Consider the following 15,237-nt stretch of genomic DNA (forward strand, 5'->3'; position numbering starts at 1 on the left):
GACGCGTCCCCATGGCTGCGGCGCAGGAGTGTCTGACTCGGCTGGGGGCCTCACAGTGGCGCGACCGTGCCGGATTCTCACCGGCTTCCTCATGCGTCCGCGGAGCGGTTGACCCGGTGAGTATGTCACCGTTCGACTCCCCGCGGGAGGGCGCCGGGAGCCGCCGTCGCGACGTGCTCGTCGTCCGGCCGCGGGCACGGGACCGCGCGACTCGACCGTCGCGGGGGCGGCCGGTCCTCTCCCCCGGGCTGCCGAGCGGGCCGGCGCGTGCTAGACAGGCCGCATGGCTACGACCGCCTTCAAGGGCAACCCCGTCCAGACCGTCGGCGACCTCCCGGCCCAGGGTGAGAAGGCTCCGTCCTTCACCCTCACCGGAACCGACCTCTCCGATGTGACCCCCTCGAGCTTCGAGGGGCGCCGCCTCGTCCTCAACATCTTCCCCAGCGTCGACACCGGCGTGTGCGCCCAGAGCGTGCGCACCTTCAACGAGCGCGCCGCCGGTCTCGACAACGCGACCGTCGTGTGCGCCTCGACCGACCTGCCGTTCGCCCTCAATCGCTTCTGTGGCGCCGAGGGCATCGAGAACGTCACGGCCGCCAGCAGCTTCCGCACCGACTTCGGCACCCAGTACGGCGTGACGATGTCCGACGGCCCGATGCACGGCCTCCTCGCGCGCGCGGTGGTCGTCCTCGACACCGACGGCACCGTGCTGCACACCGAGCTCGTCCCCGAGATCGGCCAGGAGCCCGACTACGACGCCGCGATCGCCGCGCTGTCCTGAGGATCCCGTACCTCCGCCCGGCGGGCCATGACTTCGGTCGTGGCCCGTCGGCGCGTCCGGAGGTGCACAGGACGCCCTCGGCGATGCCTGCGAGCACCCCGCCGCCTACGGTGGGTGCATGGCGAACCGACTGGCGACCTCGACGAGCCCCTACCTGCGTCAGCACGCCGAGAACCCGGTGGACTGGTGGCCGTGGTCGGCCGACGCCCTCGCCGAGGCCAAGCGGCGCGACGTCCCGATCCTGCTGTCGGTGGGGTACTCCTCCTGCCACTGGTGTCACGTCATGGCCCACGAGGTCTTCGAGGACGACGAGGTCGCGGCGGCGCTGAACGGCGACCTCGTGTCCATCAAGGTCGACCGCGAGGAACGGCCGGACATCGACTCGGTCTACATGGCCGCGACCGTCGCCCTGACGGGCCGCGGCGGGTGGCCGATGACGTGCCTGCTCACCCCTGACGGCCTGCCGTTCTTCGCGGCGACCTACATCCCGCGACCGCAGTTCCTCCACCTCATCGCCAGCGCCACCGAGGCGTGGCGGGAGCGCCGCGCCGAGGTGCTCGAGTCCGCCGACCGCATCGCCGAGGCCCTGCGGCATCAGGCGGAGGCCGCGACGTCGTTGGCGCCCATCGGGATCGAGGGCATCGACGGCGCCGACGGCGTCGAGGCCCCGGGGCCGACGCACCTGGCGCAGGCCCTCGACCTGGCCGAGGAGCAGGTCGCCTCGACCTTCGACTGGGAGTGCGGGGGTTTCGGCACCGCGCCCAAGTTCCCGCCCTCGATGGTGCTGTCGTGGCTCGTGCGTCACCACGACCGCACGGGCACGCCGCGGGCCCTGCAGATGGTCGAGGCCACGTGCGAGGCGATGGCCCGCGGCGGGATGTACGACCAGCTCGCGGGCGGCTTCGCCCGGTACTCCACGGACGCCGACTGGGTCGTCCCCCACTTCGAGAAGATGCTCTACGACAACGCCCTGCTGCTGTCGACCTACGTCGACTGGTTCCGGGTCACGGGCGCGCCGACGGCGGGCCGGGTCGCGGCCGAGACCGCGGAGTTCCTCCTCACCGACATGCTCACCGACCAGGGCGGATTCGCCTCCGCGCTGGACGCCGACACCGACGTCGACGGACGCGGGGTCGAGGGGGCGACGTACGTGTGGACGCCGCAGCAGCTCACCGAGGTCCTCGGCGAGGAGGACGGCGCGAACGCCGCGCTGCTGCTGTCGGTCACCGAGGCGGGTACCTTCGAGGACGGCACGTCCACGCTGCAGCGGCGGGTCGACCCCGACGAGACGTGGTGGGCCGAGGTGCGGCCCAAGCTCCTCGACGCGCGCTCACGGCGGCCCCAGCCCGCTCGCGATGACAAGGTCGTCACCGCCTGGAACGGCCTGGCGATCGCGGCGCTGGCCGACGCCGGCGTCCTCCTCGACGAGCCCGGCTACGTCGATGCCGCGGCACGATGCGCGGAGTTCGTCGTCGCCACGCACCTGCTCGACGGGCGTCTGCGGCGGACCTCCCGCGACGGGGTCGTCGGCGAATCACTCGGTGTCGCCGAGGATCACGGCGATCTGGCGTACGGATTGGTGCGACTGCACCTGGCCACGGGTGAGACGCACTGGCTCGATGCCGCCGGCGCCCTGCTCGATGCCGCGCTCGACCTGTTCGGCGCCGCCGACGGCGGATTCCACGACACCGGCGACGACGCCGAACCCCTCCTGCTGCGTCCCCGCGCCGACAGCGACAACGCCGAGCCCTCCGGCGGATCCGCCCTCGCGCGAGCGCTGCTCGAGTACGGAGCGGTCGCCGGGTCGCCCCGGCACCTGCAGGCGGCCGAGGCGGCCATCGAGTCCTCGTGCCGACTCGCGCTACGCACCCCCGGTTTCGGCGGGTGGACCCTGGCCGCCGCGGAAATCGCGCTCGACGGTCCGATCACCGTCGCGATCGCCCACGACACCGAGGACCCCACCGAGCTCGACGAGGTCACCACCGCCCTCATCGACACCGCCCGCCGCAGCCCGCGGGCACTCGTCGTCGACGGCGTGCCCGGCTCCTCACCCCTACTCACCGACCGGCCCACGACCGAGGGCCGACCCACCGCCTACGTGTGCCGCGGCACGGTCTGCGGACCTCCGATCACCGACGTCGAGGACCTGCGCGCCACCCTGCGCGAGAGCACCGCCTGACCCCTCTCCTCACATCCCAGGCCCTCACATCGCGGCGACGAGCATGATCGCGCCGAAGACGACGCCCAGCACGATCAACGTGACGCTGGTGTACCCCATGACGTCGCGGATGCGCAGTCGTGCCATCGCGAGCAGCGGCAGGGCCCAGAACGGTTGGATCATGTTGGTCCACTGGTCGCCGTAGGCGATGCCCATGACGACGATCGCCGGATCCACGCCGAGCCGGCTCGCCGCATCCAGGAAGATCGGCGCCTGCACGGCGAACTGCCCGCCGCCGCTCGGGACGAAGATGTTGACGATGCCGCCCGCGAGGAACGCCCACAGACCCAGCGTCGCCGGCGTGGAGATGGCCACGAAGACGTCACTGAGGATCGCGATCAGGCCGGTCGCGGACATCATCCCGAGGATGCCTGCGTAGAAGGGGAACTGCACGAGGATGTCGCCCACGTTGCGGGCGGCGTCGGCGACCAGCTCACCGAGGCGTCGAGGTGAGTCCACGAGCAGCAGGATCAGGCACAGGAACGTCCAGTTGACGATGTCCAGCGTCAGGTCGAAGCCGTTCGTCGCGAAGTACATCACCAGGTAGGCGAGGAGCAGCAGGCCGATGAGGAGGGTGACCGCGCGGGCGGAGTCGATGCGGTCCGCCGGAGTCGTCTCCTCCGACAGCCGCGGCGAAGCACCACCGGCGTCGAGTTCGGCCCCTTCGGGCAGCTCGACGATCCGGTCGTCGGAGCGCGGGCGCAGCATGACGATGCCGGTGGTCAGCGCCGCCACGGCGACGACGATGCCCGCGAGGTTCCACCACGAGAAGATCGTCTGGGTGATGGGGATGGTGTGCCCGACCATCTTCTCCACGAACGACCCGGGCGTCGCGGCCGCGAGGGGCCCGGAGCCGCTGTACCCCATGTGCCAGACGCCGAAGCCGCTGTAGCCCGCCGCCACGAGGAGGGGGAAGTGCAGCCGCATCCCCCGCTCGCGTCCCACCCGCGACACCTCGATCGACAGCAGCGCGGCGACCACCAAGCCGAGGCCCCAGGTGAGCAGCGAGGCGAGGGCAGCCATGAGGGCGACGAATCCGTAAGCCTGAGCGGGGTTGCGCGGCAGCGTCGCCGCCCGCACGAGGAGTGTGCGCACCGGTCCGGTGTTCGCGAGCACGTAGCCGAGCAGCAGCACGAGGGCCATCTGCGTCATGAAGGCGAGCAGCCCGGTCAGCCCGTCGCCCCAGGCCATGAGGACCTCACCGGGGCCGGCGTCGGTGAGGACCAGCGCCATCCCCGCCACGATGAACGTCAACACGACGGCGAAGACGAGCGAGCCCGGCAGCCAACGTTCGACCACCCGGACCATCGGTGCGCTCAGAGCTCTCAGCACGGGACATCCTTCCATGGAGACGTGGATCACAAAGACCCCCGCATCCTAGGCACGAGGACGCCGGCGAAACGCCGGATGCGCCCCGACGTCCGCCCGTGGAGCGCTCACGCCCCGGATGACAGGATGGCGAGCATGCTCAGCCCCCTGCGCCACCCCGCCGTCAGCGCCGTCCTGGAGGAGGTTCTGCGGCAGGAGACACCGGCTTCACGCGAGGTGTTCGAGGTGCGCCTCGACCGCTGGTGGGCCGACCTGCACGACGGCCTGGCCCTCGTGTACCCCTCGGGCGACGTCGAGGCGATCGCCGCGCGCCTCCTCGAGCGCGCCGCCACCGCCTACGTGGAGCGTGACCCCGAGCTGCGCAGGCTCGACCTCGAGCGGACGCTGCGGCCGGACTGGCTGCAGTCCCCGCAGATGATCGGGTACGCCGCCTACACCGAGCGATTCGCGGGAACGATCGCCGGCGTCGAGGAGCGCCTCGATCACCTCACCGAGCTCGGAGTCACCTACCTGCACCTCATGCCTCTGCTGCGTCCGCGCACGGGCGACAGCGACGGCGGATACGCGGTGGCCGACTACCGCGCCGTGCGTGAGGACCTCGGCACGATGGAGGACCTGCGCGCCCTCACGTCCTGCCTGCGCACGCGCGGGATGAGCCTCGTCCTCGACCTCGTGCTCAACCACGTGGCACGCGAGCACGCGTGGGCGACCGCCGCCCGCGCCGGCGACGAGCGCTACCGCGCCTACTTCCACGTCTTCCCCGATCGCGGGTTGCCCGACCGGTACGAGCAGAGCCTCCCGGAGGTGTTCCCCGACTTCGCCCCCGGCAACTTCACCTGGGATGCGGAGCTCGACGGCTGGATGTGGACGACGTTCAACGAGTTCCAGTGGGACGTGAACTGGGGCAATCCCGACGTCCTGTGCGAGTTCGCCGACATCGTCCTGCACCTGGCCAACGCCGGCGTCGAGGTGCTGCGGCTGGATGCGATCGCGTTCCTCTGGAAGCGCATGGGCACCACCTGCCAGGGGCAGCCGGAGGTGCACGCGATCACCCAGGTGTTGCGCGCGGTCGCCCGGATCGCCTGTCCGGCAGTGGCGTTCAAGGCCGAGGCGATCGTCGCGCCCCACGAACTCCTCGCCTACCTGGGCGAGGGCCGGTACACCGGCAAGGTCAGCGACCTCGCCTACCACAACACGCTCATGGTGCAGATCTGGTCGATGCTCGCCACCGGCGACACGCGCCTGACCGAGCGCGCACTGACCCGGCTGCCCGTCGCACCGTCGACCTCGGCCTGGATCACGTATCTGCGCTGTCACGACGACATCGGCTGGGCGATCTCGGACGAGGACGCCGCCGCGGAGGGCCTGTCCGGCCACGCCCATCGTGCCTTCCTCGCCGACTGGTACATCGGCGACTTTCCCGGATCTCCCGCGGACGGCCTCACGTTCCAGTACAACCCGGCCAACGGCGACCGTCGCACGAGCGGCACGGCGGCAAGCCTGCTCGGCATCACCGGCGCGGGCTCGGAGCCGGCCGACGCCCACCGGGTGGGTCTGGCCAAGCTGCGCCTGGCCCACGCGGTGGTGGTGTCCTTCGGTGGTGTGCCGGTGATCTGGAGCGGCGACGAGGTGGCCGCCACCAACGACCCCGCCTGGGCGGAGGACCCCGCGCACTCCGCGGACAACCGGTGGGCCCATCGCCCACCCCTGGACGCCGCGGCGGTGGCCCTGCGTCACGACCCGACCACCGTCGCCGGCCGCGCGTTCACCGATCTCGCGCACCTGCTGGCGGTGCGCCGCACCCTCCCCCACCTGCACGCCGGCGTCCCCGTCGAGGTCGGCCACGCCGAGGATCCCGGCGTCCTCGCACTCGTGCGCCGACACCCGCTCGGCACCTTCGTCGGCCTGTTCAACGTGACCCCCGACGAGCGGTCCTGGGCCTGGTGGCACCTGAACGAGTACGGCCTGCGCGACGCGACCGACGCCCTCACCGGCCACCGCATCGAGACGGGCGCCGAGGGCCACCTGTGGCTCCCGCCCTACGGCACGCGCTGGCTGGTCAGCGAGTCCTGACCCACCCACCCGATCGCACTCCCTCCCCCACCACCCACCTCGAACAGTACGAAAACGCTCGAACAGCACGTCCTGCACCCCTGTCTCGACCTCAGCGGCTGTCCGAGGTGTCAGGGTGGGGGTATGGCACGCCTACTCGTCGTTCATCATTCACCCTCCCGGTCGATGTCGACCCTGACGGAGGCCGTGCTCGCAGGGGCCAGCGACGACGCCATCGAGGGCGTCGAGGTCGTCGAGCGCCCCGCCCTGGAGGCGAGCGCCGAGGACGTCCTCGCGGCCGACGGGATCCTGCTCGGCACGCCGGCCAACTTCGGGTACATGTCCGGGGCGCTCAAGCACTTCTTCGACTCGACGTTCCTGCAGATCGGCGGGTCGCTGGCCGACGACGGATCGGCCGGTGGCGGTGGCGGGGAGGGCACGATCCCATTCGGGGTCTACGTCCACGGCCGATACGACACGACGGGCGCGATCCGGGCCATCGAGTCGATCACGGGCGCACTGCCCTGGCGGCAGGCGGCGCAGACCCTCGACGTGATCGGCGACGTGACCGACGAACACACCGAGGCCGCCTACGAACTCGGCGGCACACTGGCGGCGCTGCTCATGGCGGACGACTAGCGCGACCAGGCGGGAGCCGGTGTCACGACCCCTGGCCAGGCCGCCTCAGGTGGTGACCGTCACGAGCCAGACGATCCCGAAGCGGTCGACGAGCTGGCCGTACTCCTCACCTGCGCTCACCTCCAGGGGGACGACCACCTGGCCGCCGGAGGCGAGTCCGGCGAACCAGCGGCGCAGGTCGTCGGCGTCGTCGCCGTCGAGGGCGATCGCCACGTTGCGTCCCGGTTCGTGGGCCAGCCCGGCGGGGGTGTCGCTGCAGGTCAGCGTGAACCCGGCGGGGGTCTCGAGACGGCCGTGCATGACCTTGTCGGTGTCGGGGGTGTCGACGATCCCGCGGTCGGCGAAGGTCGTGATCGACACCGTGCCGCCGAAGACGCCGCGGTAGAAGTCCAGGGCGTCCACCGCCGATGTCATGAAGAACATGTGCGGATTCAGTCGCGAGCCCACGGCTCCCCCTTCGGCGTCCTGCGTGTTGCCTGGCCCCGTCACCCTAGGTGCGCCCCCGACCCACGCCTCACCAGAGGCCGACGAGCTCACCACCGAGGCGCACGATGAAGGCGCCGACGACGACGAGGAGCACCGTGCGCACGAATCCCGGCCCGAGCGCGACGGCGCTGCGGGCCCCGAGGTAGCCCCCTACGATGTTGGCCGCGCCCATGAGCAGACCGATCTTCCACATGACGGCGCCCTGCGGGATGAAGACGGCCAGGGCCGCCAGGTTGGTCGCGACGTTGGCGATCTTGGCCAGCCCACTGGCCTGCACGAACGCGTACCCGCAGATGGCGACGAGTCCGACGACGAGGAACGACCCCGTGCCCGGGCCGAGGGCGCCGTCGTAGAAGCCGATGACCGCCCCGATGATCGCCGCCGCCCCCACATGGCGTCGCCCGGTGAACCGCATCTTCTGGACCCGACCGATACTCGGCTTCATCACCGTCCACGCCCCGACGAGGATGAGGACCGCGAGGATGATCGGGGTGAAGGTCTCCTTGCGCAGGTAGCTCGCGACGAAGGCACCGCCGCACGACCCGGCGAACGCGGCCAGGGCCAGCGGGCCGGCCGTTCGGACGTCGGGCCTGATGCGCCGGGCGTAGGTGACGGCGCTGGTGGTGGTGCCGCAGATGGAGGCCAGCTTGTTCGTGGCGAGCAGCTGCACCGGCGCCGCACCGGGCAGCAACAGCAGGAGCGCGGGGAGTTGGATGAGTCCCCCGCCGCCGACGACGGCATCGACCCACCCGGCGGCCAGCGCCGCGAACACGAGCGCCGCGAGGATCCAGGGTTCGACGGTCGGGCTCGCTGCGAGGAGGGTCAGCACCCGCCGATTGTGCCCTGCGGGCCTCGGTCAGCCGTCGGAGGGTTCGGTCCGGGCCGGTCCGGGTGCGAGGTCGACGGTCCACCGCGGGAGGAACGCTTGGGTCAGGGGCCCGATGAGCAGCGCGTACAGCACGGTGCCGATCCCGACGATGCCGCCGAGCAGCCACCCGACGGCCAGCGCGGTCAGCTCGATGCCGGTGCGCACGGTGCGGAACGACCAGCCCGTCTTGCGTGAGATGCCGGTCATGAGCCCGTCGCGCGGGCCCGTGCCCAAGCGGCACCCGATGTACATGGCCGAGCCGAGGCCGTTGAGGAGGATCCCGCCGACGAGCAGCGCGATCCGGCCGGCGAGCGGTGGGTCGGGCGGCAGCAGGAAGAGGGTGACGTCGATGGCCACGCCCACGACGACGACGTTGAGCACCGTGGCGATACCGGGCTTCTCGGCGAGCGGGATCCACAACAGCAGCAGGAGCGTGCCGGTGAGGATCGACACCGTGCCGATCGTGAGGGGCACGTGCTGCGCGACGCCGTAGTGGAAGACGTCCCACGGCCCCTGACCGAGTCCACTGCCGATGATCATCCCCAGCGCCGACCCGAAGAACCACAGCCCCACCATGAGCTGCACGAGTCGTCGCGTGAGCCGGCCCGCCCGGAGTTGCGCGAGCGGGCCGAGGTCACCGAGGTCTGTCATCACCGGCTCACCGTAGTGCGGGAGCGCCGCGTCTACGCGTCGGTCGAGCCGGTCTCGCGCAGGACCTCCTCGACGATCGCCTCCATCTCGACCTCGCGGCGTTCTCCGGTGCGGCGGTCCTTGATCTCGACGACCCCGTCGGCCAGGCCACGCCCGACGACGACGATGGTCGGCACCCCGATGATCTCGGCGTCCTTGAACTTGACCCCGGGGCTCACCTTGGGGCGGTCGTCGTAGAGGACGTCCAGGCCGCGCACCGAGAACGCGTCGGCGATGCCGATGGCCGCCTCGAACACCGAGGGGTCTTTGCCGGTGGCGACGATGTGGACGTCGGCGGGGGCGACGTTGCGGGGCCAGAGGAGTCCGGCGTCGTCGTGGTTGTCCTCGGCGATGGCGGCGACCGCGCGGCTGACGCCCACGCCGTAGCTGCCCATCGTCACCGTGACGAGCTTGCCGTTCTCGTCGAGCACCTTGAGGCCGAGGGCCTCGGCGTACTTGCGGCCGAGCTGGAAGATGTGGCCCATCTCGATGCCGCGTGCCGTGTGCAGGACGCCGGCGCCGTCGGGGCTCGGGTCGCCGTCACGCACCTCGGCGGCCTGAATGGTGCCGTCGGCGCCGAAGTCGCGGCCGTGGACGAGGTCGATGACGTGGACCCCGGGGCGGTCGGCGCCGGTGGCCCAGGCGCTGCCCTCGGCGATGCGGGGGTCGAGCAGGTAGCGGACGCCGGTCCGGTCTTCGCCCTCGCCGCGTAGGCCGAGGGACCGCGGGCCGATGTAGCCGCGGACGAGTTCGGGGTGCGCCGCGAAGTCGGCCTCGGTGGCCTCGACGACCTCGGCGGGGGCGACCTGGGCCTCGAGCCGCTTCTCGTCGACCTGACGATCACCGGGAAGTCCGATGACGAGGAGTTCACGAGTTCCGTCGGGGTTGCGCAGGGCGACGACGACGTTCTTCAAGGTGTCGGCGGCGGTCCACTGCCGGCCGTCGGCGCGGGGGTGCCTGTCGTTGAGCACCGCCACGAGCGATTCGATGGTCGGAGTGTCGGGGGTGTCGACCTCTTGGGCGGCGGGGATCGCGGCGACGACGTCGGCGGGCACCGGCGGGGCCTGCGGCACCTCGACGGCCTCGACGTTGGCCGCGTAGCCGGACTCCTCGCAGCGCACGAACGTGTCCTCACCGTGCGGCGAGACGGCGAGGAACTCCTCGCTGGCCGACCCGCCCATGGCCCCCGAGGTGGCCTTGACGATGACGTACTCGAACCCGAGCCGGTCGAACATCTTGATGTACGCCTCGCGATGGCGCTGGTAGGAGGCGTCCAGGCCGGCGTCGTCGACGTCGAAGGAGTAGCTGTCCTTCATGATGAACTCGCGACCGCGCAGCAGCCCGGCACGCGGGCGTGCCTCGTCGCGGTACTTGTTCTGGATCTGGTATAGCGACAGCGGGAGGTCCTTGTACGAGGAGTACAGGTCCTTGACGGCGAGGGTGAACATCTCCTCGTGCGTCGGGCCCAGCAGCATGTCGACCTCGCGCCGGTCCTGGACCCGGAAGAGCGTGTCGCCGTACTCGGTCCAGCGACCGGTGGCCTCGTACGGCTCGCGGGGCAGCAGCACCGGAAAACGCATCTCCTGCGCGCCGATGGCGTTCATCTCCTCGCGGACGATCGTCTCGACCCTCTGCAGCACCTTGAGCCCGAGCGGCAGCCACGTGTAGATGCCGGGAGCGGCGCGGCGGATGTACCCGGCGCGCACGAGCAGCTTGTGACCGGGCAGTTCGGCGTCGGCCGGGTCTTCGCGCAGGGTGCGCAGGAACAGGGACGACATGCGGGTGACGGACACGTGGGCTCCTCGCGATCAGGGACGGCGCAAGACTATCGGCCAGGTCCGACAACCGATGCCCGGACCCGGGACGCGCCGAGACCGCCGGCAATATCCGGCGGTCTCGGCGGATATCGCGCGGGCGTCGCTCGGTCGCATGGTCAAAAAAGGACCGTGGCGAACCTGCCCACCTCGTCGAAGCCGACGCGGTCGTAGGTGGCGAGCGCGGGGGCGTTGTAGCCGTTGACGTAGAGCGTGACCAGGGGGCGATGCGGCGGGCGTAGTCGATGACCGCGGCCATGGCAGGCGCGGCCAGTCCACGTCCACGGTAGGCGGGGTCGATCCACACCCCCTGGATCTGGCAGGCGCCGACGCCGACCGAGCCGATGTCGGCCTTGAACACGATGACGTCGTCCTCGACGAGGACGAACGCGTGACCGCGCGTGACGAGCGCGCGCACGGCCCGGCGGTAGTGCTCGAGGCCGCGGGCGTCGCGGTAGGGCGGATACCCGATCTCCTCGGTGAACATCGCGGCGGCGGCCGGTACGAGGAGGTCCAGGTCGGCCGGCGTGGCGGGCCGCACCCGCGGGTCGGGGCTCACGGGCACGGTCCGGTCGGGAGGGACCGCCAGCAGCGGCTGAGGCACGCGAAAGTCCATGGGGGCGCGCCAGGTCGGGGCCAGCGCATCCCACATCCACGCCACCTGCATGGCGGGTCCGAAGATCGACGAGCACTGCGACTGCTGGCGGCGCACCCGGGCCGCGAAGGCCACGGCCGCGGCCTCGTCGCACCCGACCGGCACGAAGTTGGCCGACGTCCAGCAGACCGCCTCGATCGGGCCCTCGGGCGCGTACCCGAGCAACACTCCGCGCGAGCGGTCGAGGTCGGTCTCGCCGATGCGGGCCGCGACGTACACCCCGGCCGCGGGGTCGACGGCACACACGTCCAGGGCCCGCGCTCGATCGGCATTGCCGAGGACGCGGACCTGTTTGGGTCCGCGGAACATGCCCGTCGCGCCTCGTCTCAGCGCGCCGAACCGGGGCGCGTCATCGTCCACCCACGGACACCGTGGGTCCGGCGGCGGCCTCGTCGTCGACGGGCTCGCCCATCTCCTCGGCGATGCGGGTCGCCTCCTCGATGAGGGTCTCGACGATCTGGCTCTCGGGCACCGTCTTGATGACCTCGCCCTTGACGAAGATCTGGCCCTTGCCGTTGCCGGAGGCGACACCGAGGTCGGCCTCGCGGGCCTCACCGGGGCCGTTGACGACGCAGCCCATGACGGCGACGCGCAGCGGCACGGTCATGCCCTCCAGACCGGCCGTGACCTGGTCGGCGAGCGTGTAGACGTCGACCTGCGCACGGCCGCAGCTGGGGCAGGAGACGATCTCGAGCTTGCGGGGCTTGAGCCCGAGGCTCTGGAGGATCTGGTTGCCGACCTTGACCTCCTCGACCGGCGGCGCCGACAGTGACACGCGGATCGTGTCGCCGATGCCGCGGCTGAGCAGCGCGCCGAACGCGACGGAGGACTTGATCGTGCCCTGGAACGCCGGCCCGGCCTCGGTGACGCCGAGGTGCAGCGGCCAGTCACCACGCTCGGCGAGCATCTCGTAGGCCTTGACCATGACGACCGGGTCGTTGTGCTTGACCGAGATCTTGAAGTCGTGGAAGTCGTGTTCCTCGAACAGTCCCGCCTCCCAGACGGCCGACTCGACGAGCGCCTCCGGGGTGGGCCCGCCGAACTTCTCGTAGAGCCGCTTGTCGAGCGAGCCGGCGTTGACGCCGATGCGGATGCTCACGCCCGCGGCCTTGGCCTCGCGGGCGATCTGCTTGACCTGGTCGTCGAACTTACGGATGTTGCCCGGGTTGACGCGGACGGCGGCGCACCCGGCGTCGATGGCCGCGTACACGTACTTGGGCTGGAAGTGGATGTCGGCGATGACGGGGATCTGGCTCTTGGCGGCGATGGCCGGGAGCGCCTCCGCGTCGTCCTGGCTGGGACACGCGACCCGCACGATGTCGCACCCGGTGGCCGTCAGTTCGGCGATCTGCTGCAGGGTCGCGTTGATGTCGGTGGTCGGGGTCGTCGTCATCGACTGCACGGAGATCGGGGCGTCTCCCCCGACCTCGACGGCTCCGACCTTGATCTTGCGGGTGGCCCGACGCGGGGCGATGACGGCCCCGCCGTCAGGGCCGGAGACCCGGGGCATACCGAGGTTGACGCTCATGTGTCCAAGTATGGAGCAGAGGGGACAAGCTCGCCTGAAGGCCCCCTGGCCGGACGCTGAGCCCGCCCTCTCCGAGGTGGTGCGGAGACCACCGTCCGGCCCGCGGAGCGCACCCGGTCCGGGGCGCCGGTGGGGGCGTTCAGTGCACCGGGTCGAGCATCGAGTTCTCGCCGCGCTGCCGCAGCCTGCCGGCCGAGACGATGAGCAACTTCTCCAGGTCGGTGTCACCTGCCGCGGCGTCATCCATGCTGATCGAGAGCCTCAGCACCGACGCTCCGTGGGAAACCTCCTCGACGTGGACCGTGAACGATCCGGCGCCCTCGCCCTCCCAGTGGAACTCGAGGCCTTCGTCGGCATCCACGTCGCCGATCGCCACCGTCGTGGCGGGGAGCCACGTGGCCTTCACCTCGAACTGGCCTCCCGACCTGGCCGGACCGTGGTGCCCGACCGGCGACACCCGCTCCACCCCGTCGATCCAGTCCGGCCAGAGGGTGGCGTCGACCACATACCCCCACAGCGTGAGATTGTCGGCGGCGACGTGTTCAGTCGTGTTCGCGTCCACAGCATGTCCTCCTCTGGCGGTGAGGCGGCCGCGTGGCCACCTCCGCCCGCCAACCTAGCAACGCGATCGAGGAGATGGCGGCAGAGAATCCGACCGGTCAAGAGCCGCAGGCGGATTGCTCTCGCTCATCCCCGCGCGGGGTGCTCCCAGCACGATGCCGCCCGCCACCGGCGTCACACCGATCAGAGCCGCACGGGTTTGACGATGTCGGCGTAGATGAGCAGCACCGACATGCCGATGAGCAGGATCGACATGACGTAGGCGACCGGCAGCGCCTTCGCGACGTCGACGTAGCCGGGGTCGGGGCGGCGGGTGATCCTGGCGAACGTCCGCTTGATCCCCTCCCAGGTGGCACCGGCGATGTGCCCGCCGTCCAGCGGCAGCAGCGGGATGAGGTTGAAGACGAACAGGGCGATGTTGAGCCCGGCCAGCAGGGTCCAGAGCAAGATCACGCGTTGGCCGACGTCCATGGTGAGGACGGTGCCGTCGCGTGTCTCCCAGGTGCCGGAGGACACCTCACCGGCGACCCGGCCCACCCCGACGACGCTCATCGGGCCTTCGGCGTCGCGCTCCGCCGGCCCGAAGGCGGCGTTCCAGACGTCGACCATGCGCTGCGGGAGGGTGAGGACGACCCGGGCCGTGCGGGAGGTCATGTCCCACAGCAGGCCCGGAGTGCGGGTGATCGAGTGGTCCTGCTCGGGGGATCGACCGGTGGTGGTGCCGATGAATCCGGCCGTGGTGGTGACGATCCGGCCGTTCGCGTCGGTGACGGCACGGCCCAGGCTGTCGAGCTCCGGGACGGAGTTGGCGATGGGGGTGACGTTCAACGAGACGGGCTGCCCGTCGCGCTGCACCACCATCGACACCGGTTCACCGGCATGGGGGCGCACGATCGAGGCGACATCCTCCGGGGCCTCGACCCGTTCACCGTCGATCGAGACGATGACGTCGCCCGGGCGGATGCCCGCCGCGGCCGCGGGCGAAGGAGTGTCGGCGGCGGTACAGGGCGAGGTGTCCGCCTGCGCGGTCACCGGCCGCACGCACTGGGACACGGTCCCGACCTGGGCGCCCGGAGCCGGGACGCCGTTGACGACGACGACACCGGCGAGGACGAGCGCGGCGAGGAGCAGGTTCATCAGTGGGCCGCCGAGCATGACGGTGATCTTCTGGGGCGTGCTCAGCCGGTAGAAGGCGCGGTGCTCCTCCCCCGGACCGATCTCGGCGAGGGAGTCGGTGCGCGCGTCCTCGATCATCGCCGACAGGCGCCCGGAGCGAGCCTTGGCGTCGACCTTGCGCTCGCTCTTGGGCGGGAACATGCCGAGCATGCGCACGTATCCGCCGAGGGGAATCGCCTTGACGCCGTACTCGGTCTCACCGCGCCGGGTCGACCAGATCGTCGGGCCGAACCCGATCATGTACTGGCTGCACTTGACCCCGAACTTCTTGGCGGGCAGGAGGTGGCCGATCTCGTGCAGGGCGATGGAGGCGCCGATCCCCACGACCATCGCGAGAACGCCGAGGACGAAGTAGAAGACCGTCACCGCGTCATCCCCTCCCTACCTTTCGTGCCGGTTCGTGTCCGGCGTCGATGCGTGCGCCACAGCGGGTGCGGTGT

At 71.0% G+C, this 15,237-nt stretch carries 13 protein-coding genes, 1 pseudogene and 1 riboswitch; of the genes and pseudogenes, 4 read left to right on the plus strand and 10 right to left on the minus strand.

Annotation, left to right across the window (positions count from 1 at the left end; genetic code table 11):
* Window positions 1-11 precede the first annotated feature (11 nt).
* Window positions 12-124: riboswitch (cobalamin riboswitch) on the minus strand.
* Window positions 125-283: 159 nt separating this feature from the next.
* Together tpx and QQK49_RS10585 are read left to right on the plus strand one after the other, a co-directional pair.
* The gene (tpx, locus tag QQK49_RS10580) at window positions 284-781 is read left to right on the plus strand and encodes a thiol peroxidase (protein WP_284303878.1); all 498 of its coding nucleotides are present in this window, start codon (window positions 284-286) and stop codon (window positions 779-781) included.
* A 118-nt stretch (window positions 782-899) separates the two neighbouring features.
* On the plus strand, window positions 900-2,960 hold the full coding sequence (locus QQK49_RS10585) for a thioredoxin domain-containing protein (protein WP_284303879.1): 2,061 nt from the start codon (window positions 900-902) through the stop codon (window positions 2,958-2,960).
* 24 nt (window positions 2,961-2,984) lie between these two features.
* Here QQK49_RS10585 and QQK49_RS10590 read toward each other — a convergent pair whose 3' ends face one another.
* Window positions 2,985-4,331, minus strand: a complete 1,347-nt coding sequence (locus QQK49_RS10590) for a short-chain fatty acid transporter (protein ID WP_284303880.1) — start codon at window positions 4,329-4,331, stop codon at window positions 2,985-2,987.
* 132 nt (window positions 4,332-4,463) lie between these two features.
* Between QQK49_RS10590 and QQK49_RS10595 the strand changes: the two genes are divergently transcribed.
* The gene (locus QQK49_RS10595; protein WP_284303881.1) at window positions 4,464-6,401 is read left to right on the plus strand and encodes an amylosucrase; all 1,938 of its coding nucleotides are present in this window, start codon (window positions 4,464-4,466) and stop codon (window positions 6,399-6,401) included.
* 165 nt (window positions 6,402-6,566) lie between these two features.
* Complete coding sequence (locus QQK49_RS10600; protein ID WP_284303882.1) at window positions 6,567-7,019, plus strand: flavodoxin family protein; 453 nt, start codon at window positions 6,567-6,569, stop codon at window positions 7,017-7,019.
* Window positions 7,020-7,064: 45 nt separating this feature from the next.
* On the opposite strand, the gene QQK49_RS10605 is transcribed toward QQK49_RS10600, so the two are convergent.
* From QQK49_RS10605 to QQK49_RS10645, 9 genes and pseudogenes are all read right to left on the minus strand, one after another.
* A complete protein-coding gene (locus QQK49_RS10605; protein ID WP_284303883.1) occupies window positions 7,065-7,466 on the minus strand; it encodes a VOC family protein in 402 nt (133 codons plus the stop codon).
* Window positions 7,467-7,533: 67 nt separating this feature from the next.
* Window positions 7,534-8,334, minus strand: a complete 801-nt coding sequence (locus QQK49_RS10610) for a sulfite exporter TauE/SafE family protein (RefSeq protein WP_431310530.1) — start codon at window positions 8,332-8,334, stop codon at window positions 7,534-7,536.
* Between the two features lie 27 nt (window positions 8,335-8,361).
* Window positions 8,362-9,024, minus strand: coding sequence for a membrane protein YczE (yczE, locus tag QQK49_RS10615; RefSeq protein ID WP_284305882.1), 663 nt, complete (start codon window positions 9,022-9,024; stop codon window positions 8,362-8,364).
* Window positions 9,025-9,056: 32 nt separating this feature from the next.
* The gene (locus QQK49_RS10620) at window positions 9,057-10,841 is read right to left on the minus strand and encodes a proline--tRNA ligase (protein WP_284305883.1); all 1,785 of its coding nucleotides are present in this window, start codon (window positions 10,839-10,841) and stop codon (window positions 9,057-9,059) included.
* A gap of 155 nt (window positions 10,842-10,996) precedes the next feature.
* Window positions 10,997-11,182, minus strand: a complete 186-nt coding sequence (locus QQK49_RS10625; protein WP_284303884.1) for a GNAT family N-acetyltransferase — start codon at window positions 11,180-11,182, stop codon at window positions 10,997-10,999.
* Window positions 11,167-11,841, minus strand: a pseudogene (locus tag QQK49_RS22805) (DUF4081 domain-containing protein); the annotation flags it as partial. The gene QQK49_RS10625 and the pseudogene QQK49_RS22805, both read right to left, overlap by 16 nt.
* Window positions 11,842-11,881: 40 nt before the next feature.
* A complete protein-coding gene (ispG, locus tag QQK49_RS10635; RefSeq protein WP_284303885.1) occupies window positions 11,882-13,060 on the minus strand; it encodes a flavodoxin-dependent (E)-4-hydroxy-3-methylbut-2-enyl-diphosphate synthase in 1,179 nt (392 codons plus the stop codon).
* Between the two features lie 139 nt (window positions 13,061-13,199).
* Window positions 13,200-13,622 carry an SRPBCC family protein gene (locus QQK49_RS10640; RefSeq protein WP_284303886.1) on the minus strand — a complete coding sequence of 141 codons (423 nt, stop codon included), beginning with the start codon at window positions 13,620-13,622 and terminating at the stop codon, window positions 13,200-13,202.
* A gap of 182 nt (window positions 13,623-13,804) precedes the next feature.
* Window positions 13,805-15,163 (minus strand): M50 family metallopeptidase, encoded by a 1,359-nt coding sequence (locus tag QQK49_RS10645; RefSeq protein WP_284303887.1) that lies wholly within the window; start codon window positions 15,161-15,163, stop codon window positions 13,805-13,807.
* Between the last annotated feature and the right edge of the window lie 74 nt (window positions 15,164-15,237).

The organism is Mobilicoccus caccae, assembly GCF_030161635.1.
Classification (GTDB): domain Bacteria; phylum Actinomycetota; class Actinomycetes; order Actinomycetales; family Dermatophilaceae; genus Mobilicoccus; species Mobilicoccus caccae.